Origin of the sequence: Phytoactinopolyspora limicola (genome assembly GCF_011320225.1) — a bacterium.
GTDB lineage: Bacteria > Actinomycetota > Actinomycetes > Jiangellales > Jiangellaceae > Phytoactinopolyspora > Phytoactinopolyspora limicola.
Genome location: NZ_JAAOEN010000001.1, coordinates 72,429 through 92,137 on the forward strand (window position 1 = coordinate 72,429; position 19,709 = coordinate 92,137).

At 67.6% G+C, this 19,709-nt stretch carries 24 protein-coding genes; 17 read left to right on the top strand and 7 right to left on the bottom strand.

Annotated elements, in window-relative coordinates; translation table 11 throughout:
• Nucleotides 1-15 precede the first annotated feature (15 nt).
• From G8760_RS00445 to G8760_RS00460, 4 genes are read left to right on the top strand one after another with little or no spacing between them, the layout of a single operon-like run.
• A complete protein-coding gene (locus tag G8760_RS00445; protein WP_166345102.1) occupies nt 16-342 on the top strand; it encodes a hypothetical protein in 327 nt (108 codons plus the stop codon).
• On the top strand, nt 342-812 hold the full coding sequence (locus G8760_RS00450; RefSeq protein WP_166345104.1) for a DUF6093 family protein: 471 nt from the start codon (nt 342-344) through the stop codon (nt 810-812). The genes G8760_RS00445 and G8760_RS00450 overlap by 1 nt, the downstream gene beginning before the upstream one ends.
• Nucleotides 809-1,201 (top strand): HK97 gp10 family phage protein, encoded by a 393-nt coding sequence (locus G8760_RS00455; protein WP_166345109.1) that lies wholly within the window; start codon nt 809-811, stop codon nt 1,199-1,201. The genes G8760_RS00450 and G8760_RS00455 overlap by 4 nt, the downstream gene beginning before the upstream one ends.
• On the top strand, nt 1,198-1,650 hold the full coding sequence (locus G8760_RS00460; RefSeq protein WP_166345112.1) for a hypothetical protein: 453 nt from the start codon (nt 1,198-1,200) through the stop codon (nt 1,648-1,650). Before G8760_RS00455 ends, G8760_RS00460 begins: the two co-directional genes overlap by 4 nt.
• On the opposite strand, the gene G8760_RS00465 is transcribed toward G8760_RS00460, so the two are convergent.
• Nucleotides 1,651-2,001: a hypothetical protein gene (locus G8760_RS00465; RefSeq protein ID WP_166345115.1), complete on the bottom strand. Its 351-nt coding sequence runs from the start codon at nt 1,999-2,001 to the stop codon at nt 1,651-1,653. It abuts the gene before it with no gap.
• 18 nt (nt 2,002-2,019) lie between these two features.
• Here G8760_RS00465 and G8760_RS00470 point away from each other — a divergent pair, with 18 nt between their 5' ends.
• The 3 genes from G8760_RS00470 (at nt 2,020) to G8760_RS00480 (ending at nt 3,591) form a co-directional block, all read left to right on the top strand.
• Complete coding sequence (locus G8760_RS00470; RefSeq protein ID WP_166345118.1) at nt 2,020-2,295, top strand: hypothetical protein; 276 nt, start codon at nt 2,020-2,022, stop codon at nt 2,293-2,295.
• Between the two features lie 2 nt (nt 2,296-2,297).
• Nucleotides 2,298-2,807: a phage tail tube protein gene (locus G8760_RS00475; protein ID WP_166345121.1), complete on the top strand. Its 510-nt coding sequence runs from the start codon at nt 2,298-2,300 to the stop codon at nt 2,805-2,807.
• Nucleotides 2,808-2,916: 109 nt separating this feature from the next.
• Nucleotides 2,917-3,591, top strand: coding sequence for a hypothetical protein (locus G8760_RS00480; protein ID WP_166345124.1), 675 nt, complete (start codon nt 2,917-2,919; stop codon nt 3,589-3,591).
• 280 nt (nt 3,592-3,871) lie between these two features.
• Here the strand turns inward: G8760_RS00480 and G8760_RS00485 are convergent, their stop codons facing one another.
• Nucleotides 3,872-4,186: a hypothetical protein gene (locus G8760_RS00485; protein ID WP_166345127.1), complete on the bottom strand. Its 315-nt coding sequence runs from the start codon at nt 4,184-4,186 to the stop codon at nt 3,872-3,874.
• A 49-nt stretch (nt 4,187-4,235) separates the two neighbouring features.
• On the opposite strand from G8760_RS00485, the gene G8760_RS00490 reads away from it, so the two are divergent.
• From G8760_RS00490 to G8760_RS00525, 9 genes are all read left to right on the top strand, one after another.
• Nucleotides 4,236-7,418 (top strand): phage tail tape measure protein, encoded by a 3,183-nt coding sequence (locus tag G8760_RS00490; RefSeq protein ID WP_166345130.1) that lies wholly within the window; start codon nt 4,236-4,238, stop codon nt 7,416-7,418.
• Nucleotides 7,415-10,210 carry a hypothetical protein gene (locus tag G8760_RS00495; RefSeq protein ID WP_166345133.1) on the top strand — a complete coding sequence of 932 codons (2,796 nt, stop codon included), beginning with the start codon at nt 7,415-7,417 and terminating at the stop codon, nt 10,208-10,210. Before G8760_RS00490 ends, G8760_RS00495 begins: the two co-directional genes overlap by 4 nt.
• 12 nt (nt 10,211-10,222) lie before the next feature.
• Complete coding sequence (locus G8760_RS00500) at nt 10,223-10,723, top strand: hypothetical protein (RefSeq protein WP_166345136.1); 501 nt, start codon at nt 10,223-10,225, stop codon at nt 10,721-10,723.
• Complete coding sequence (locus G8760_RS00505; protein ID WP_166345139.1) at nt 10,723-11,223, top strand: hypothetical protein; 501 nt, start codon at nt 10,723-10,725, stop codon at nt 11,221-11,223. The genes G8760_RS00500 and G8760_RS00505 overlap by 1 nt, the downstream gene beginning before the upstream one ends.
• Before the next feature lie 167 nt (nt 11,224-11,390).
• Nucleotides 11,391-11,525 carry a hypothetical protein gene (locus tag G8760_RS30500; protein WP_281355125.1) on the top strand — a complete coding sequence of 45 codons (135 nt, stop codon included), beginning with the start codon at nt 11,391-11,393 and terminating at the stop codon, nt 11,523-11,525.
• Nucleotides 11,522-12,745 carry a peptidoglycan recognition protein family protein gene (locus G8760_RS00510; protein ID WP_166345142.1) on the top strand — a complete coding sequence of 408 codons (1,224 nt, stop codon included), beginning with the start codon at nt 11,522-11,524 and terminating at the stop codon, nt 12,743-12,745. The genes G8760_RS30500 and G8760_RS00510 overlap by 4 nt, the downstream gene beginning before the upstream one ends.
• A complete protein-coding gene (locus tag G8760_RS00515) occupies nt 12,742-13,098 on the top strand; it encodes a hypothetical protein (RefSeq protein ID WP_166345145.1) in 357 nt (118 codons plus the stop codon). The genes G8760_RS00510 and G8760_RS00515 overlap by 4 nt, the downstream gene beginning before the upstream one ends.
• A 2-nt stretch (nt 13,099-13,100) precedes the next feature.
• Entirely contained in the window at nt 13,101-13,325 is a 225-nt protein-coding gene (locus G8760_RS00520; protein WP_166345148.1) for a hypothetical protein, read from the top strand.
• Nucleotides 13,326-13,331: 6 nt separating this feature from the next.
• Nucleotides 13,332-15,071 carry a glycerophosphodiester phosphodiesterase gene (locus tag G8760_RS00525; RefSeq protein WP_166345151.1) on the top strand — a complete coding sequence of 580 codons (1,740 nt, stop codon included), beginning with the start codon at nt 13,332-13,334 and terminating at the stop codon, nt 15,069-15,071.
• Between the two features lie 144 nt (nt 15,072-15,215).
• Here the strand turns inward: G8760_RS00525 and G8760_RS00530 are convergent, their stop codons facing one another.
• Together G8760_RS00530 and G8760_RS00535 are read right to left on the bottom strand one after the other, a co-directional pair.
• Nucleotides 15,216-15,632, bottom strand: a complete 417-nt coding sequence (locus G8760_RS00530; RefSeq protein ID WP_166345154.1) for a DUF6221 family protein — start codon at nt 15,630-15,632, stop codon at nt 15,216-15,218.
• Complete coding sequence (locus G8760_RS00535) at nt 15,625-15,783, bottom strand: hypothetical protein (RefSeq protein ID WP_166345157.1); 159 nt, start codon at nt 15,781-15,783, stop codon at nt 15,625-15,627. Before G8760_RS00535 ends, G8760_RS00530 begins: the two co-directional genes overlap by 8 nt.
• Nucleotides 15,784-15,921: 138 nt before the next feature.
• On the opposite strand from G8760_RS00535, the gene G8760_RS00540 reads away from it, so the two are divergent.
• Nucleotides 15,922-16,164: a helix-turn-helix domain-containing protein gene (locus G8760_RS00540; RefSeq protein WP_166345160.1), complete on the top strand. Its 243-nt coding sequence runs from the start codon at nt 15,922-15,924 to the stop codon at nt 16,162-16,164.
• Nucleotides 16,165-16,948: 784 nt separating this feature from the next.
• Here the strand turns inward: G8760_RS00540 and G8760_RS00545 are convergent.
• The 3 genes from G8760_RS00545 to G8760_RS00555 are packed head-to-tail and all read right to left on the bottom strand — an operon-like array spanning nt 16,949 to nt 19,702.
• Nucleotides 16,949-17,500 carry a hypothetical protein gene (locus tag G8760_RS00545; RefSeq protein ID WP_166345163.1) on the bottom strand — a complete coding sequence of 184 codons (552 nt, stop codon included), beginning with the start codon at nt 17,498-17,500 and terminating at the stop codon, nt 16,949-16,951.
• Nucleotides 17,497-19,200 carry a hypothetical protein gene (locus tag G8760_RS00550; RefSeq protein ID WP_166345166.1) on the bottom strand — a complete coding sequence of 568 codons (1,704 nt, stop codon included), beginning with the start codon at nt 19,198-19,200 and terminating at the stop codon, nt 17,497-17,499. The genes G8760_RS00545 and G8760_RS00550 overlap by 4 nt, the downstream gene beginning before the upstream one ends.
• 7 nt (nt 19,201-19,207) lie before the next feature.
• Complete coding sequence (locus G8760_RS00555; protein WP_166345169.1) at nt 19,208-19,702, bottom strand: hypothetical protein; 495 nt, start codon at nt 19,700-19,702, stop codon at nt 19,208-19,210.
• Between the last annotated feature and the right edge of the window lie 7 nt (nt 19,703-19,709).

The following is a 19,709-nucleotide window of genomic DNA, read 5'->3' on the forward strand; positions in this document are numbered from 1 at the left end:
GGGGAGGAGATGAGCATGGCGTCCAGCTACGACCCACTCACCACCGTCGGACAAGTACGCCTGCTCATCTCCGACCTCCCCGACCCCGACACCAACAAGACCGTGTTCACCGACGAGGAAATCGACGCGTTCCTCACCCGCCGCGACGGCATCCCCGAACTGGCCGCCGCCACGGCGTTACGCACCATCGCCGGGAACGCGATCCAAGTCCGGGGCCGGCTCACCATGCTCGACGCCCGCACCGACGCCCCCGCCGAATCCCGCGCTCTGCTGGAGCTGGCCGAGTCGCTGGAAGCGCAGGTCGACGAGGCCGGCGGCATCGCCATAGCCGGCGGGTTCTGATGCCACGACCGGGCACACCGATCATCCCGCCCGGCGCGTTGGAGATGCACCGCGCCGTGTCGTCGAACCCGCGGACGATGCCGTACCTGGTGCGGGTCCGGCATCGCCCGGTCAAGGGCGAGCTGAACGAGGCGACGGGTGAGTATCCCGAAACGCCCGGCGCGGTGACCTACGACGGGCGCGCCCGCCTGCACCCGGTGTCCCTGAACGAGCAGCAATACGCCCAGATCGAGGTGGCACAGCAGAAGTCGCGCTGGTGGTTACGGCTCCCGCTTGGCGCCGAGGTCGCCGAGAACTTGATCGTCGAGGTGTACGGCATCGTCGAGGGTGCCGAGGACGTCGCCGACGAGGCACTCATCGGGCGGGTGTTCCGGATCCTGGATGACACGCCGCGGACGTTCGGTACCGAACTGCGGGTCACCGTCCGTGAGGAACCCGTCCCACGCGCCGACCCAGGAGGCTCACCGTGAACATCGACGCCTCCGACCTTCCCAAACTCGCTGTCACCCTTCGAGCCGCCCCGCACCGTGTCGGTGCGGAGGTCGCCAGGTTCACCCGGCAGACAGCCATCGACATCGAAACCGACGCTAGACGCAACGCGCCTGTAGTGTCCGGCACGCTCAGGCGGTCCATCACTCACAGGTTCTCCGGTGACGGCCGCGCAGCATCGATGTCGGCAATCATCGGTACCGACGTCGCCTATGCACGGCGGATCGAGTTCGGGTTCGTCGGTGCCGATTCGCTCGGCCGGGTGTACAACCAGGCGCCGCAGCCTTACCTGGGTCCGGCGTTCGACAAGCATGTGCGGACCTACCGCGACGGCATCGCGCGCCTGGCGGGACAGGCCACGCTCGGATGAGCGCGCAAACGAAGCTGGTGCAGCGGCAACATACCGCCGCTGTGGTTGCTGCGCTCAAAGCTGTCGGGCTGGCCGTCGGCCACGCTATCCGCAACACGAACCCAGATGGCACCGGCCCAGTGCTCAAGCCTCCGTGCGCCATCGTGTACCTGATTCCCGGCGGGGAACGGTCCGGCACCATGGACGATTGGAACAAGGACGCCACCCTGGTCTACCAGGTCACCTGCGTCGGGTTGACCTACGAACAGGCCGAGTGGGTCCGAGACCAGAGCGAAACGCTGCTTGACCTCAAGGGCACGGGCATCGTGCCCGGCCGCTACATCGACCGCGTCGAAGCCACCTTCGGCGCATCGTTCGGCGGTGGCGATGAACACCGCAATGACAGCACCGGATCACCGTTCTTCCAGATCACGCCTCGCTACGCGATCTACTCGGCAGCGGTGTCGTGATCACACCCGGTTCAGCCGCGGCTTGGCGTTCATCTGCCCGTGTAGCTGCCGCAACGCGGCCTCGGCTGCCGCGAGCTGCTCGTCGGACTCGTATGCGTGCACGACATAGCGGCGGTCGCTGTTTGTGTTCACCCGCGTGGTCCAGCCAGGGAACGCCGCGGCGAGCAGTTTCACCAGCTCGTTGGCTCGCCGGTGCGTGTCGACCACGAGTTGTACGACTTCGCCGCGGTTGACGAGACCGATTTCGCCTTCGACTAGTTCGAGGGCGGCCCGGAGCGCCAAGTTGCGCTCCCCACCCCACGGAAGCGCCACGGCGTCCCTGATGGCCGTGGCCACGTCAGTAGATCCCATGTGAGGAGCGTACCCACGATGGCCCACGAACGCGCCAAGCGGCGCAATCGGCGCATTGCGTTGACACACCCAGGTCTCAGTGAGAGCCGCGGCAAGCCGGTTGTCATCATGGCGCGTCGCCGGCAAGCGGAGATCTTGCAGGAGCACGCCGGGTGGCAGCCGGTCGATGCCCCGCCCGCCGACCGGTCCGAGTCGCCCGGCGACACGACCGAAGAGAAGACCAAGCCGGCCAACACGGGCACCCGAGCCCGCACCGGAGCCGGCCAGCCCACGACGAAGAAGGATGAGGCCTGACCATGTCGAGTCGATCCTCCGAAGGCAACGTCAAGGGCTGGCTGCTCCCAGTCCGCCCTGCTGACTGGGACGAACCAGAAGGCGAAAAGACCCTCAACGACGTCGAACTCGCCGCCGGGATCCGGATCCTGCGGCTGGTCTCCGACGGCGGCATCACCATCAACCCCACGGCCAACACCGCCAGCCAAGCACTGCTGGACAAGGGCAAGGTGTCCCACAACGCTGGCACGCGGGAACGTACCGGTGAGCTGCGCATCGAGGCCGATTTCGACGACGAGACCGCGCTCGCCGGCGACGACATGTACGACCTGGTCGTATATGGCGATAAGTATTGGCTCGTTCAGTCCCGCGGCGGGGTCCCTGAGGACGGGCACTTGTTGCAGGTCTACGAGCTTGAGATGGGTGACGGGCCTCAGTTGCAGCCGTCGGCGCGGGACACCAAGCAGAACTTCCACGTGCCCATCGCGATCCAGGAATGGGACGAGAAGGTCGTCTTCGTCGAGGAGCCGTAAACCCCGGCCCCGATACTCCCCTGGCCCGTGTCGACTCGGATGGTGCGACACGGGCCAGGGGCTTTCACCATCCACCCACCATCCGAAACCCATCCGCAGGAGAAACATCGTGTCGAAGAAGTCGTCCTTTGCTGCCCGGAAGAAGCGCGCCACCCCCACCGAAGCGTTCGTGAAGATCTGCCTCGACCAGGCGTTGTACCGCCGCTACTACGAAGCGAAGAGCCGCCTTGAGCAGGTCAAGCTGAACCGGGGCGAGTCCACCACCCTGGACGCGGCACCCACCGACGCCGAGCTGCACGCGTTGATCGCTGACGTTGTCCAGCTGTCCGATGCCGTCGTCGAGGCCGAGGAACTGTACGTGTTCCGTAAGCTCGGCCGGCCGGAGTGGAAGCAACTTTCCGACGATCACCCGGTGCTCGACGAGGTGCGCAAGGCCGAGGAAGACGCCGCGGTGCCGTTGCCGGAGCGGTCTAACATCGACCCGGAGACGTTCTGGCCGGCCGCGATCGCCGCCTGTGCCCATGATCCCGAGCTGAGCGTTGAGGACGCGCTGTGGCTGCGTGACGGTGACGACGAGTGGCCGGGCCTGCCGGAGCAGAAGTGGGACGAGATCTGCGCCACCGTGCAAGCGTTGCATCAGGCGGGGTTGGACATCCCAAAAGAATTTCGCGATATCGATCAGATCCTCAAACGCGAGCTGAGTGGGATTACGCATGCGCTCGGGGCATCCCGATCAGCGTCTTCCGGGGCCGGGTCCCAGCGAAAGGGGAGCCGTACTGGCTGACCTCCGACGCGGAGACGGCGCTCGCGTGGCAGTCTGAGCAGGACGCCGGTTGCCCTGGGTGTGGTGTGCATCGTGAGGACGCGTGGGTGTGGCATCGCGATGAGCAGGCCGCGAAGTATGAGCGGGCCCGGTCGATGCTGACCACCAGGTTGTGCGTGTACTGCCAGGTCAAGGGCGCGCAGCAGGAGGCGATTCGCAAGCAGCACCCGGATGCTCCGATGCATGGGCATCACTGGGTGTTTGAGCGTCCACAGCCGGCCCGTGAACCGGAGCGTGGTGGTTAGTCCTCGTCGTCGAGGATCGCGACGCACTCGCGGTGTAGGTCCCAGTCGTAGTCGTCGAGTATGCCCGACAGCACCATCACCATCACCGGGTCCACCTCACCTGGAGTTGACAGTAATTCGTCAACGATCGTGATGACCGAGGTCCCTTGATGTGACACGTAGGTGCACGACTCCGGCATCACCTCAACCACGACCTCGACCTCTTCGATGACGGTCTCGGTCTCGACGATCACCTCAGGATCCGGTGTACACCCCACCACCGCCACGGCCGCGGCCACCGCCGCTAACAGCGGCAGGACTCGTGTGCGCATAACCACCCCTCCTCGCACATCCGACAAGTCGCCGGGAGGTTAGCACGCCGTGAACGAGTTCCGCGCCCGCGTCGTCCTCGAAGCGATCGTCGACCGCTACAAGTCCGGCATGTCACAGGCCAGTTCGGCCACCGACCGGTTCCAGAACGGTGTCCTGGCCAACCAGAAATCCCTCATGAAGCTCGGCGCGACCATGGTCGCCACCGGCGGGCTCACACTACGGGCACTCGGATCAATGGGCAACGAGTCCGCCCAGTTCACCGGCACCCTCACCAAAATGGTCACCCAGGTCGGCCTGGCCCGCGACGAAGCCATGGGCCTCGGCGCCGCCGCCATGGGCCTCTCAGCCACCGGCCGCGGCCCACAAGAACTCGCCAAAGCGTTGTTCTTCGTCACCTCCGCTGGGCTCCGCGGCGGAGAAGCCCTCGACGTCCTCAAAGCCTCCGCGCAAGCATCCGCGATCGGGCTCGGCGACACCGCCGTCGTCGCCGACCTCGTCACCTCCGCAGTCAACGCCTACGGCTCGGAAACCCTGTCCGCGTCGGCGGCCACCGACGTCCTCATCGGCGCCGTCCGAGAAGGCAAGGCCGAAGCACCCGAACTCGCCGGCGCGCTCGGGCGGGTCCTACCCATCGCCTCGGAGATGGGCATCACCTTCGACCAGGTCGGCGGCGCGGTCGCCGCGATGACCAGGACCGGGTCAAACGCCGCCGAAGCCACCACCCAGCTCCGCGCGATCATGTCGTCGCTGCTGAAACCAGCCCAACAGTCCGAGGAGGCCCTCGCCGAGTTCGGCCTGTCCGCCGAACAGGTCCGCCAGACCGTGCGGGAACGCGGCCTGTTCGAGGGGCTCATGCAGATCCGCGACGCCGTCGGCGACAACGACGAAGCCCTCGCGCGGATCTTCCCGAACATCCGCGCCTACGCCGGCATGCTCGACCTCACCGGTGAGGCCGCGGACACCAACGCCGCCATCTTCGACCGGATGGGCGACTCCACGGGGAACCTCGCCGAGGGGTTCATCGAGTGGTCCCGCACCACCGAGGCCAGCCAGCAACGGTTCTCCGCGGCCATGGAGGCCGTGCGGATCAGCATCGGCTCCGACGTCGAAGGGCCCATGCGCAACGCCCTCGACGTTGGCACCGGGCTGGCGTTGATGTTCACCGACCTCGACCCGGAAATGCGGAAGATCGGGACCACCGCTGTCGGCGCCGGCGCCGGGCTGGCCACCGCGGCCGGCGCGATGATGCTTGGGCTGGTCGCCGCGGCGCATCTACGCCAGGCCATGCAGACCCTTGGCCTGTCCGTGGGCAGCGTGGTGCGGTTCGCGTTCAACCCCCTCACCCTGGCTATCGGCGCGGCGGTCACGGTGTTCGGGTTCTGGCTGGCGAACAAGGCCAAGGCCCGCCAGGAACTCGAAGAACTCGCGACCACGTTGGACTCCACCACCGGTGCCATCACCGATCAGACACGGGCGTGGGTGGCGTCGAAGCTTCAGTCTGAGGGCGCGTTGGACATCCTCGACCGGGTCGGTGTCAGCCTGGAGGACGCTACCGAGGCCGCCCTCGGGAACAGCGACGCGATGGAGCGCGTCGTGACCGGGCTGGAGGCCGCTCGGGATGCTGGTGAGCTGTCCGAGATGGAGTTCTTCAACTTGATGAAGACCATCTTCGGGGTGAACGACGCCGCGGTGCAGGCGGCGGAGAAGACCGAGCAGCACGCCCGCGCGATGGGTGACGGTGAGGACGCCGCGGGCGAGTATGGGGACGAGCTCGGTGACCTGCCGCCGGTGTTGGCTGAGGTGGAGGGCGCGCAGGACGGTGTGAACGAGGCCGTGGAGGCGGCGGGGGGCGCCTACGACGATGCCCGTGCCGCACTCCAGGACTACATTGACGCCCAGCGGGCCGCTGTCGATCCGGTGTTCGGGTTGATCTCGGCGTTGGACAAATACGAGGAGGCCCAGTCCGCCGCGACCGAGGCGGTTGAGAAGCACGGCGCCGGATCGGCGGAGGCCGAGGAAGCAACCCTCGACCTGGCCAAGGCAGCGTTTGACCTGGTCGGCGCCATGAATGACGCTGATCTGTCAACGGCAGACGCGATCGAACAGATCCGTGGCCTTGGGGAACGAGGCCTACTAACATCGGGCCAGGTCGAGGTTCTGATCGGGATGATCGAGTCCGCCACGGAGAAGGCGGAGGAGTTCGACGACGACTACGAGGCCCGGCTGAGGGCCGAGATCGATGACGCCAGCCTGAACGCCGCGGACACCGAGCTGGAGGAACTCCGCAAGGACCGCGTCGCCGAGGTCATGCCGAACCTCACCGGCGGGTTCGAGGTGGCCACCGAGATCGACAACGTGGCCAACCCGGACGGCAAACCCCGTCAAGCCGAGGTGAAGGCGCTGGCGCAGGACACGCGGCCGACGTCGATGGAGCTCGACCGCACCGCGATGCCGAAGGGCAATCCTCGTAACGCTCAGATGCGGGCCAACGGGATCAACGTCGACCCGACGAAGCGGGAACTGGACCGCACCGCGATGCCGGGCGGGAACCCCCGTAACGCTCAGATGCGGGCCAACGGGATCAACATCGACAGCACGCGGCGGCGGTTGAACAGCACCGCCCGCCCCGGCGGGAACGCTCGGACGGCGCCGATCCGGGCGGACGCGCGGCGTGAGAGTTTCGTGAAGGGCCGGCTGGACCGGTTGGCCAGGCCGCGGACCGGGGTGATCCGCGCCGGGCAGGACCGCTCGTCGGGGTCGTTGGTGGAGCGGTGGTTGAACCATTTGGCTCGGCGTCGCACGGCCACAGTCACGGTGAACACGAACCGCAGTGGCGGAGGTGGCGGGGGTGCGCCGTACATGGTGCACACGGGCGGGAAGATCACGTCGTCGGGTGTGCGCCGCTACCATGGCGGCGGGCAGGTCGGGGCTGGTTCTTCGTTCATGGGGAGCAGGTTGGCTTCCGATGAGGTCCCGGCGATTTTGCAGACCGAGGAGCGGGTGCTGTCGCGGACCCAGAATCGGGCGTTCGAGGCGATGATGTCGTCGGTTGGCCGCCCGACACCGGTCATGCCGATGGCGGGTGGGGGCGCGGGTGGCGGGGGTGGGCGGGTGGATGTGGAGTTCCGGATCACTGGCTCGGGGGCGCTGGCTGATCAGGTCCACGAGGCCGTGAGGAAGGGCCAGATCCAGCTTGTCGCGAACGGCAAAACGGTGCGGGTGGGCCGGTGAGCCGTCCCAAGGACCTTATGCGGGTGTTCATCGCGCCGGGCTGCCGGCTTGATGACCCGGACAACGTCGAGTGGGTCGACATCACCTCGTTCGTGCGGATCGACCAGCAACCGATCATGATCAGGGCTGGACGCGACAACGACGCCGCCCAGATCCAACCCCTGTCGTGTCACCTGGCGGTGGACAACAGCAACGGCGAGTTCTCCTATCTGAACCCACACGGTCCGTGGTATGGAGACCTGGACATCGGAACTCCGTTGCGGGTGCTCCCGATGGACATGGCCGTCGTCGACGCGTCCACCGCTGACAGCGACCACCTCGGGATCATCACCGAGTTCGTGGCGCCGTCGGTGCACACGCCTGCGGCTGGGATGTTGTTGTGCTGCTGGGCCACTACCGCGGTGTCGTCATCGGGCACGATGAGCGTCCCGTCGAGCATGACTGTCGGCCCCGCCATCGGAGGAAACAGCCCAGTACGCATCGCGTGGGAGCACATTACCCACGGCGACACGGGTACCCGCACCGCCACGTTCAGCGGAGACTCGTGGAACTACTCGGCCGCGTCGATCGCGCTGCCAGGCGCCACGACCGCCGTGGAGATCCTTTCCGGCACGGTCGCCTCAGGATCGCCGCTGACGCTGACCACCTCGCCTGCCACGGAGACCGGGCAGTGGATCATCGCGATCAACCGGTCCAACTATCGGACCACCATGGACGATCAACCCGGCGGCACGCCCGCGGCGTGGGCTGTCCTAGCTGACGGTGAGGTCAGCAGTGACCTGGTCGGCGGTGGACAGTGGAACCCGTGGATCAAGGTATGGGCGCGTCCGGTCACTGCCCCAGGCGCGCAGACGGTGACGTTCGGCCCGAAGGACTTCGGCGATACCAACCACGGTTTCATCTTCGTTGTCGACCACCTCGACTTCGAGTCGATGCCATGGATGGGCGTCACCGAGCGGTTCCTTGGGGAGATCACCGAGCTGCCCACGGACTGGGAGATCCCGACCCGCCGTTCCTTCGCCCGAATCGAGGCGGCCGGCCCGTTCCAACGGCTCCAGCAGAACGACGAACCACTGGAGTCGACGTTGCGTCGCCAGGTCTCGTCAGAGCGGTTCGCCGACACCGTCAAGGCCTATTGGCCGATGGAGGACCAGCCCGGCGCGAACAGCTTCGCAAGCCCGACACCGCGCACGCGGCCGATCGTGTTCGGCGGGGACATCGACCTAGCCTCCGTCGACGGGCCGGGCGGGTCCGACCGCTTGCCGATGCACCGGCACAAGTCAACGTTCTTCGGCACGGTGCCCGGCCCGCCGCTCCTCTCAGAGATCGGCACGTGGCGGGTCGACTGGCTCTGGCGGATGCCGGAGGAACCGCCAGCCGATCGGACAGCGTTGACGGTGTTCACCACGTCCAGCACCGCGCACCGGTGGCGCGTGCGCGTGGGCTCCACCGTGCGGGTCGAGGTCGTCGACGAGGACGGCGCCGTGCTGCACAACGGGTCCGTCGCGATTGACCCCGACCTGTTGTACGGGGATTGGGTACGTTTCATGCTCCGAGCCAGGTCAACTGGTGGCCTGAACACCGAGTACGCGTTGCAGGCGTTCCGGCCCGATGGTGAGAACCCCATCCTGCTCGCGTCGTTCGGAACGACGTTCAGCCCCGCGTGGCCCGGCACCGTGCACCAGGTTGGAGTATCCAACCTCGCCCCGCAGGAACGCTCGTGGGGGCACATCGTTGTCTCCGCTGCGTGGTCCAACGACCACGACCCGTTCGCTGGGAACGCCGACGACGGGCACGCCGGGGAACGCGCCGGGCGGCGCATCATCCGCCTGTGCGATGAGGAGGACGTCCCCGTCGAGATCCTCGGGGACCCCGACGCCACACCGAAGATGGGTCCGCAACGACCGGGTTCGTTCCCAGGGCTGCTCAGGGAGTGCGAGGAAGCCGACGGCGGCACCCTCGTCGAACGCGGAATCGGGTTCGTGTATCGCACTCGATCGGATCGGTACAACCAGCCGGTTCGCCTGGAGCTGAGCCCAGAGCCTGATCTCCCGATCCCACCGGAGGCGAAACGCGACGCTCAACGCTTCCGGAACAAATGGACCATCACTCGTGTCAACGGGTCATCCGCGGCGGTCGCCGATCCCGAGCATCGCCGCCGGTACGGCCACTACGACGGGCAAGCGTCGCTGAACCTGCGCCGCGACCGCGACCTCGAACCCATCGCGTGGTGGAAGCTGCACCTGGGGACGGTCGATGAGTACCACTGGCCGCGAGTCACGGTGCGACTGTCCCCGCAGGGCGCGGGGCGCCAACCCGCGTGGGCGGCGACACAGCTGGGTGATTTGATGCGGCTGGACCACGAGTGGACCCAGATCCTCGGTGTCCGTGTCGAGCAGCTCATCGAGGGGTGGACGGAGACGATCAGCACCGACGTGTGGGAAGTCGACCTGAACTGTTCGCCGGCGTCGCCGTGGCGTGTGCTCCAGTTCGATTCGGACGAGTTCGGCCGCCTCGACACGGACGGGTCGGTGCTCGCCGCCGCGTTCACCTCGGGCGTGGACACCTCGATGATGGTCGAGATCACCGACGGTCCCCTGTGGACCACCGACTCGGCTGACCTGCCGCTGCACGTGTGGGTGGGTGGTGTTGAGCTGCGTGTGACCGATGTGGCCGGCACGGCGAGTCCACAGACGTTCACCGTCGACGCTGACCCGGTCAACGGCGTAGAGAAGGCCCTAGCTGTGGGTGAGCCGGTGCGGCTGGCGCGCCCGTCGGTGTGGGCGCTATGAGAGGGGTGCGGCGTGCCGCCATTTAACCCTGGACAGATCGCCCGAGCAGGTCACCTCGGGTCGGGCCCGAACGCGTACGTTCCGCAACTGCTCGGCTCGATCACTGATCCTGACCTGGGCGACGGCGGTATCCAGGACGGCACCTGGTACCGGGTCGGGCCTGACCTGGTGCGAGTGTTCATCCGGCTCCGGTTCGGATCGTCCGGCGTCGACAACGGCTCCGGGACATACTCGATCACGCTGCCCACGGCGGCGTCCGGGGTGCTCAACGCGAGCAACCTCATCGCTGTGGGCCAGCCGCTCGGTTCCGCGCAGCTGCGTCGTACGTCGCCGGCGACGTTCATGGCGGGGATCGGGTTCCTGTTCAGCCACAACGAGGGGCCGGGTGGGGTCGCCTTGGCGCGTTTTCACCGCCCGGAGGCCGGGATCGTGTCGGCGACGGCGCCGTGGGCATGGGCGGAGAACGACGCGATCGCGATGTGCCTGGTCTACGTCGCGGACGTGGACCTGTGATGCAGACCTACCCGTACCGCGCTGGCCAGATACTCGCCTCGGATGACGTCGTGGACGGTGTCCACGAGTATCTACCCGTCTTGCAGGCCACGGGCACGAATCCGTTCCTGGGGTCGGGCAGCGTTCAGGAGGGCCGCTGGGTCCGCACGCTGGACGGGTGGATCACGGCGTGGGCGCGGATCCGGTTCGGCACGTCAGGGGTCAGCAGCGGGTCGGGAACGTATCTGATCACTCTGCCGACGCCTGTGTCGTCGGTGATGACGGCGGGCCTGGTCGGGTTGGGGAACGTGGTCGGTGAGGGGTCAATCCGGGATGAGCTGCCCGTGTCGGCGTTCCGTGGCGTGCGGGCCAGCATCCAGTCGCTTACGGCCGGGCCGGGTGGGGTGGGCCGGGTGCAGCTGGCCCAGCCGGCGTCAGGTGCGGTGACATCGGCGAGCCCGTGGACGTGGTCGACGCAGGACGCGTTGGCGATTGTTGTGGACTACATCGGCGTCGTCTGATCCGCCCTGGCCTGGCGGGTCTCGCCGGGTTCGGGGGCCCAGCGAGACCCAATGAGAGGCCCAGAGGCTTCGCGTTGCCCCTTGGTTGTTGATCACCCTACCGCGCGCCCCACTTTGACGTTTCAACGTCAAATGCGGGCAGTCCGTCTCTCTGCTGGAGGCCACCCGTGCGCTACGCCCACTACGACCACGACATCCCCGAGCTGGAGGCCGGACGAGACCCCGGCCATATCGATCACCCTGACGGAGAACAGCTCCCGCCAGAGCTGATCCCGCCCCCCACCGAAGGCGGCGAGCAGTGACCGGGTGGGACACCCGCGCACAGGTCGGGTTGCGCGCGCCCCTGGGGATCCGCACCGACGTCAACCCCACCGCGGGAGTCGGCGGACACCACGGCGGGACCGGCCCCTTCCGACGTGAGCGGCACGAGGATTGCCGCGCGATCGCGCGAGCGTGGCAGGCCTGGCACATGGACCCACGCAACCCCAACCGGTACAACGACGTGGCCTACAACCTGTTCGCCTGCCACCACGACATCGTCCTCGAAGGCCGCTCCACCCGCGACCGGCCCAAAGTGCGAGGCGGCGCGAACGGCAACGCCACCGTCAACGGCAACCGGCTATCCATCGTGTGCATCTGGGGGGCAAACGACGGTGACCCGCCCGACAGTCTCAAGCGGGCATTCCTCGCCGGGCGCCGGTTCCTCATCGACCGAGCAGGCATGGGCACCGGTATCACCCCGCACCGGGACATGTCACAGACCAGCTGCCCCGGCGATCCGCTGACCGCGTGGATCCGCGCCGGCGCCCCATCACCCGACGGGCCATCCCGCCCCGACGACCCCCCGGAGGACGAGGACATGTTCACCGACGAAGACCGCGCGGTGCTGCGCAACCTCTACAAGGTCCTCGCGAACAGCAACGCCGCGATGGCGCCATACCCCCACGACGACAGCCGCAACTCCGTGCGCCACGCGACGGCCATGGGCGCCCGAAACGCCCGTGCCGCAAACCGGCAAACCGTTGACATCGGCCGCCAGGTGCACACCCGCGAGAACCCGACCATCGGCGCGCAGTACGGCACGATGGACCGGTGGGCGTTCAACGCCATCCGCCCCGACCGGTCACAGACACCCGGCGCCCGTGTCGGGTTCCTCGTCGACCTGGACCAGATCAAGGAACAGAACCGGGCCATCCTCGCCGCCGTCACATCAGGCGGGAACATGCAGGCGATCAGCGAACAGATCGAGGCGCACCACGCCGAGGTCATGGCGGCCGCGGCAGCCGCAGAGGACCGGGTCGAGCACCTCGTCGCACAGAACGACGCGCTCGCCGACCAGGTGGGCGGGCTGTTGGACGGTCAGGGCCAAATCCGCGAACTCGTCGATGAGGCACTCACCGGTGAACTGGACGCCATGGACGCGCTGCGTGCGCTGCACGGCATCCTCGGTGACGTCATCGCCGCTGAACCGTTGCCCGGTGAGGACGGCGCCGCCGGCGACCTGGAGGACGCGGCGCAGTGACGGTCCTGGAGATCGTCGGGATTGCGGCAGCGGGGGTGGCATTCGTCACCGGTGTGCTCGCGCTGTCCAGGTCGGCGTGGCGTGGTATGCGCCGCATCATGCACGTTGTCGACGACCTCGCCGGGTCGCCAGCCCGTGACGGCGTCGAGGCGCGTCCGGGGATCATGGCGCGAATGACGACGCTGGAGACGCAGGTTGGGTCGATCCGGCCCCAAGTGGAAGTGATCCATCACGAGGTGCTGCCGAACGAGGGCACGTCGTTGCGGGACGAGGTCACCCGAAACACCGAGAGGCTCGCCGACCACGCGAATCGCCTTACCCGCATCGAGCAACGACTACCCGAGGAGAACTGAGCATGGTAAAGCGCGTCCTGAGGCGGCTGGGTGAGAAGCTCCACCCCGCCCGCATCTCCAAGGCGATCGGCGCGGCACTGGGCGGGGTGACCGGTTTGACGGTCACCGAGATCGCCGCCGAGTGGCTCGATCTCGACATCCCCGAGCCCTACGCCGGCGCCATCGCTGTCGGCCTCGTCGCGCTTGGTGCGTACCTCGCGCCAGCGAACCGCGAGCGCGACGAGTAGCCGGCCGTGCCCGTCGTCCGGATCGACCTGCGCCGCCCCGACGGGGCAGCCGCGTCGGGGCGGGTCACATTCACGCCGTCACGGCGAGTCCCGACGCCGGACCATGTGATCCTCCCGGACCCAGTCTCAGCCACTCTGGCCGGCGGCACGGTGGATGTGGACCTCGTCCCGACAGATTCCCCCGACCACGCACCGGGCACATGGGCGTGGCAGGTCACCGAGCTGACGCGGGGCGGCTCGGCGCGGCTGGTCCTTGTCCCCACATCCGACGATGTCCTCGAATACGTCGACCTCGTCGACGTCGACCCGGACACACTGGACCCGGTCGACCCAGTGGTCGTCGGTGTTCCCGGTCCCGAAGGGCCACCCGGCCCGCCGGGCGACGGGCTCGAACCGGTCGTGACCGTCGACGACCTGCTCGCCGCCACCCCGTTTGTCGTCGCCCACCGCGGCGGCCAGGACGACGGCCCCGAGCACACCATGAAAAGCTACGAGACCGGCGTCTCACACGGCGCGCTCGCTATCGAGGTGTCAGTGTGCCGCACCCGCGACAACGTCCTCATCTGCCACCACGACCTCAACACCGAACGTGTCACCGGCGCCGACCTGCACATCTCCCAGGTGCCTTGGGCGCGGCTGGTACCGATCGAGGTGGACGCGGCACAGTGGCTCGGCCCCGCCGTCCGGCCGCAGCCGATCACGCTGCTGCGGGACGTCCTCGACCGGTTCGCCGGCCGTGTCGTGATGTTCATCGAGGACAAACCAGGCACCGCCACCGAGCAGCTCCTCGACCTCATGGACTCCTACCCGCGGTCGACGGAGTACATGGTGTGGAAGTGTTACCGCGCCGGCGGAGCCACCGCAGCGCAGGCCCGCGGCTATCGCGTGTGGGGATACCTGGACGACGACGACCCGAACCTGGACGACGTCGCCGAAGTCGTCGACATGCTTGGTGTGTCCACGGGAGCGTCCGATGCGTTCGTCGGTGACGTTGTAGCCAAGGGCCTGCCGGTGATGATGTGGCCGATCCATCGCCGGTCCGAACGGGACCGCGCCGTCGCTCTCGGCGTCCAGGGGTTGATGACGGCCGGAGTGCCGTACGTGCGCACCGACACCCCGCAAGGCGTGTCCGAGGCTGGTGGGTTCCGGGACGCGTTCGCTGCGGGGTATCGCATGCCTGGTGATCTGCCGTGGAACACCGTGACGTGGGGTTGGCAGCCTGCCTGGATCGAGGTCGACGGCGAGTACGTGATCGAGCTAGACCACCAGTTCGGGCAGGCGTACATGGTCGGCTCGATCTGCCCCACCCCTGCGGCGGACTACGCTGTCGAGGCCGAGCTTCGGTTCCCCGACCTGGTGCCGTTCGCGTCGTCACATGTCGGTCTCGCGTTCGCGCGCGATGACGATGTGGCGTACCGGTTCAACACGCAGATGCCGACCGGTGGTTACCACGTGCTGCTGCGGGGCAACGGCGACTTCCAGCTGTACCGGCACGATCCCGGCGTCGCCGCCGGAACGCAGCTTGCGAGCATCTCCACGCCGGCGCCGGTTTCTGGGGAGTGGATCCCGATCCGGATCGAGGTCGGTCCTTCTCAGATCGTGGCCCGGCGGATGGACACCGACCATCAGATCAGTACCAACAGCACGACCTACCGTGGCCATTACGTGCACGTTAGCCGGAACTACGACGACGCCGCAGGTGAGCGGCACGTGCAGTGGCGCAACGTGCGCTGGGTCCCGCTCTGACGGGGGGGTTCACACGGTGCGCCGCTCGTCGTAGACTGACGGTCCCCTCAACGCGTGACGGTGCACCCCACCCGCGCCGCCACGCAGACCACCGCCCCGCCCCTGGTTTCCAGGGGCGGGGCGGTCTCTTTGCGTGCCGCGTTGTCAGTCAGGCGGTGGCCACCACGACTGGTCGTAGTCCGGGTGCTCTGACCATGCCTCCGCCACTGCACGGAGCAGGAGCAGCGCGACGGTTGCCTCGGTGCTGGCGGGGTTGGCGGTGAAGATCTGCACGAGGCGAAGCATGCGTCGTCGGCCCTCGATGTCGGCGGTGACGCGTGCGGGTGAGTGCATGGCGACGTGCCAGCCGGCACCGTTCATCTCGCCGACCAGGTCAGGGATGAGGATCGGGTCGCCCTCGTCGACGTCTACGGGGGTGCCGGGTGGTTCGAGGACGACGTCGCCGTTGCTGTCGACGCCCCAGGTGTCGCCGCCGACTGCTGTGGCGGCGTCGGTGGCGGCGCGTGCGGTTTCGTCGAGCCTGTCTGCGACGAACGCGATGAGTCTGTCGTGGTCAGTCACGGCGGAGTTCCTCGGGCACGGTGTCTTCGTGGGCCACGATGGTGGCGCGTTTGCATTGCCCGCATGGTGTGACGTCCATCGTGAATCCGCTCATGAACGTGACCCGCCGTTCTGGCTGCGGGTCGCATACCTGAACGAGTCTTGGTTTCATGCAGTGAAGTTCGATGCTTTGCTTCGTGAGTCCGCCCCTCATGCAGGGCCACGGTAACGGCGGAGTGTGAGATTAGCAATAGCCGAAAATAGTCTGATCGTTTTGGGCTAGACCATTTTCGGCTGGTCCACTCGACCGGTGGCCCGTGACCCCGCAGCCGATGAGCGTCTCCGCTCGACGCTGCGCGAGCGGCGCCTAGAACTCGGATTGTCCCAGTTTCACCTGGCCAGACGGCTCGGAGGTGACGTCCGCCAAGAACTGATCAGCAAGATCGAGATCGGCGAGCGCCGCATCGACGTGTTCGAGCTGATCGCCATTGCCCGCGCGCTCGACACGACACTGGTTGAGGTGCTCGACCGCGCCGGCATCGACCACAGGTGACATGCGTGCGCCCCCGGACCCCACCTTGCGGCAACCTTCATGACGCCGGCCGCGCCAGCGACTTGCCGCCATGTCGTGGACACCAGGCCTCCACGCGGGCATTGCGGCACGACGGGACACCGAGTTCTGCGGCGCTCACATCAATCGTCGTAGATACCAGGCCTCTACGCGGGCATTGCGACCTGGTGGCCAACTGGTTCCCCGGTCATATCGGGAGCAGTCGTAGATACCAAGCCTCTACGCGGGCATTGCGACTGCCGGCATCGCATCCTGGCCTGCTAGGAGAAGTCCGTCGTGGACACCAAGCCTCCACGCGGGCTTTGCGACACGATTCGCTGGTCCAGTTCGATCGACGCACTCTGGGTCGTAGATACCAAGCCTCCACGCGGGCATTGCGACGAGGTGTTCAAACGTGACGGCGAGTAGCACGGACTTGTCGTAGATACGAGGCCTCCACGCAGGCATTGCGACCGATGAGTGCGAGGCCGTCGTCGCCACACACGCCTAGTCGTAGATACCAAGCCTCTACGCGGGCATTGCGACCCCACGCTGCGCGCTCCGTGGTAACCACGAGGACGATGTCGTAGATACGAGGCCTCCACGCAGGCATTGCGACGCCGAGTCCCTCTTCGACACAACCAAACCCACCGACAGTGTCGTAGATACGAGGCCTCCACGCAGGCATTGCGACCGCTCCCAGAATAAGAGCCACCTGGCCTGCATGTTCGCCCGCTCACCGCGAGCGGTCCCATTCCGCTCGCGGCAAGCGAACCGCATCGCATGGTCACGCATCGCTCTCATGCTGGTCAGGCTCGGTCGAGTGGTCCCCAGGAGTGGGCTCGTCAACCCAGTGCTCGCAGATCTCAGTGATCCGCTCCTGCCAGTCCGGGATATCGTCCAGGCAGTCGACACCCTCGGTCTCAAGCAGCTTCTGCGCCGCCCGGTGACGCTCGGTGTCGCGAGCGAGTTCATCCCGGCGCGTCTCGTTCCACAGGATCCGAGCCTCATGCTCGGACCATGATGCCTTGCCCCACTCGACCTTTCGACCGTCGCCGGTGCGGAATGACACCGACGACAGGCGCTCCCGCTCCGCAGCCGTCAGCCCGCCGGCATGCCGCTGGAACAGCGTGCGCCGCTCGTTGCGGCGGTCACGCTGGTACTCGATCGCCCGCGCTGACGTCGCCAGAATCGGCAGCAACAGCTCCGCGATCGGAGCAGGGTTGTACTGCTCGGCCACGTCCCGAGCGGCCTCCTCTGGCGACATCCCCCGCTCCATCCGCAGCCGCAGTTGCGTGTGGATGCGCTCGTCGTCCACCTGGATGGTGATCTTGCTCATGCCGGTCCCTCCTCTGCGTACAGGACACTGATCCCGCGCCGCCGGGCGGCGTTCTCGATGGCCTGTCGTAGTTCACCTGGCGCGGCGAACGCAGCGAGCCGTCGTGCACCACGGGCACCATGTTTGTCCTCTGACGATACGTCAGGGACGCGTCGCGCTGCGGCGAGATCAGTCCCGTCGAGCGCGATCTCCGAGGCGACGTCACACAGCCACGCCGCCACTTTGCGGTAGGCGTCGCGCCGTTTGGCGACGAGCGCGTCGCGCTCATGAGCCTCAAACGTCCAGAGGTGACGATCTCGATGTCGCCACTGCTCCAGTTGCCCGGCGAGTTCGTGACCGGCCGGCCATTGCCGGGCGAGCCACACGAACTTTCGCGGGGCACGCCATTGAGCCACCACCGAGGCGCGCAGCGGCCCATCCTCGTCGCCCCTGGCCCACGGCGGCACCCCGACCTGCTGCCCGAGCGTCGGGTCCTCGGTCAGGGCGGCAATGACGGCCTCGCGCAGCGCCTCCATGCGGTCGTCACGGATCGACCGGATGTCGTCGTCGCGGCGCCACAGCGCCCGCCACGTGTCCGGAACGTGCACATCCGCGCTCCTGCCGGACACGCGGACCACATCGGCCAGGTCACGAGGCGCGGGTGGCAGCGCGACGCTCGCGGCGATCCGAGCGACGAGGATCCCGGCCGCACTCGACTGGTTGGCGAGCCGAACGGCCGCGGTTGCCCGCCGCGTCTGCGGGACGTCCGGGTGCGGGAGCCGCACTGACACCGACACGTGCAGCCGGTAGTGAGGTCCGACGCGCTCACGAGTGAGCTGCACGTCGGTGATGTCAGCGTCGGCGGGGATGAACCGGTGGACCCTAACGGGCAGGGTGAGGGTTCGTCCGCCGCCGAGAGCCATGGTGATGTCCCCGTCGCGGTCTTTCCCCCGCGGCCGGGGTGCGATCGCTGGATCGGCCCACGGTCGCAGCTGGAACACGCCGCGCCACTGGCCCTCGCCTGAGGCTATGAGCTCCGGGCTGCGTGCCGGATCGCCGGCCTGCCGTTGCAGCTGCACGGCGAGGGTGCCGGTGCCGTCCCACCGGTGGAACCGCAGCTCCGCCGCCTCGCCCCGTTTCCGTTTCGCCTCGACCTGCTGAACGGCAGTGTCGTGGCGAGCAACGACGTGGTTATGCGTGGCCCAGTACAGGCCCCGTGCCTCCGGGTTGGAGGTGGCGCAGTAGACCCGGTACAGGTCTTTGATGGCCGCGCGCCGCTCGGTCTGCAATGCGGCGAACCTCGCCTGCATCGCCGGCCAGTGTTCCTGCCTGGCCGCGGCCAGGTCCTCACGGGCGGCCTTACGTCGCGCCCGTAGGTCTCGCAGCTCGTCCCGCAGGGCGCCGCTGATCTTGGTGGAGCGTAGCCGCTGCCGTTCGCCCCTGGCGCGTTCCTCGGCCTCGTCGACCGCGGTTTTCGCCGTGTCGACCGCGGCCTGCGCTGCCGCGATCTGCGGGTGCTCCATCCACACGCGTGCTTTCGCGTCGGCGTGGTCACGCTCGATGCGGACCAGGTCGTTGCGGAGCTCGTGCGCGAGTCGCAGCTGTCCCATCGCCTCCGCGGGAAGATACCCGTTGTCGCGGGCACCGTCGACGCCGACTCCGACCGAGCGCACCCGGTACTGGTAGACGACGACCTGGCCGTCGAACGTCGATCGCTTCACGGGCTCATCACTCTCCGGTGTCGAGGATGGTGAGCCCGGCCGCGCGGAACGACTCGGGGCCGTTGTCGCTGCCGGAGTGGGTCGCCCACCAGCGTGACAGGGCGTCGCGCACGGCGAGGTCACCGGCCGGGCCGAGCGACGCGAGGCGCTTGAGGAGATGCTCCTCGTCGATGCCGAATTGCGCGGCGTACGACGACACAGCACCGCCGGTCGGGTCGGCCTCACGGGCCAGTCGGAACGCATCCGACACCTCGGCGTGCAGCAGCTGTCCGATGGCGTGGGTGGCCATCGTGCCCGAGCTGATCGCGGCCAGGCATTGCGCCTCGGCCGCGGTCAGCGGCAGACGCCGCGCCTCGACGGCCATCAGCCCCTGGAGGGTGGTGAGGTCGGCGCGGATCTGCTGCGGGGTCGACCCCGCAGCGTAGCGCGCCGCGCGGTCGTCCAACCACGCCTTGGTGGCCGCGTCGACGCGGATCTGGATCTGGATCTGGGTCTGTGTCATTGTTTCT

Bases quoted from the DNA above. Each gene is read 5' to 3' on its own strand.
- G8760_RS00505 (WP_166345139.1), top strand. From the start codon at position 10,723: ATGCAGACCTACCCGTACCGCGCTGGCCAGATACTCGCCTCGGATGAC.
- G8760_RS00465 (WP_166345115.1), bottom strand. From the start codon at position 2,001: ATGGGATCTACTGACGTGGCCACGGCCATCAGGGACGCCGTGGCGCTT.
- G8760_RS00470 (WP_166345118.1), top strand. From the start codon at position 2,020: ATGGCCCACGAACGCGCCAAGCGGCGCAATCGGCGCATTGCGTTGACA.
- G8760_RS00555 (WP_166345169.1), bottom strand. From the start codon at position 19,702: ATGACACAGACCCAGATCCAGATCCAGATCCGCGTCGACGCGGCCACC.
- G8760_RS00475 (WP_166345121.1), top strand. From the start codon at position 2,298: ATGTCGAGTCGATCCTCCGAAGGCAACGTCAAGGGCTGGCTGCTCCCA.
- G8760_RS00535 (WP_166345157.1), bottom strand. From the start codon at position 15,783: ATGAAACCAAGACTCGTTCAGGTATGCGACCCGCAGCCAGAACGGCGG.
- G8760_RS00520 (WP_166345148.1), top strand. From the start codon at position 13,101: ATGGTAAAGCGCGTCCTGAGGCGGCTGGGTGAGAAGCTCCACCCCGCC.
- G8760_RS00450 (WP_166345104.1), top strand. From the start codon at position 342: ATGCCACGACCGGGCACACCGATCATCCCGCCCGGCGCGTTGGAGATG.
- G8760_RS00545 (WP_166345163.1), bottom strand. From the start codon at position 17,500: ATGAGCAAGATCACCATCCAGGTGGACGACGAGCGCATCCACACGCAA.
- G8760_RS00445 (WP_166345102.1), top strand. From the start codon at position 16: ATGGCGTCCAGCTACGACCCACTCACCACCGTCGGACAAGTACGCCTG.
- G8760_RS00460 (WP_166345112.1), top strand. From the start codon at position 1,198: ATGAGCGCGCAAACGAAGCTGGTGCAGCGGCAACATACCGCCGCTGTG.
- G8760_RS00485 (WP_166345127.1), bottom strand. From the start codon at position 4,186: ATGCGCACACGAGTCCTGCCGCTGTTAGCGGCGGTGGCCGCGGCCGTG.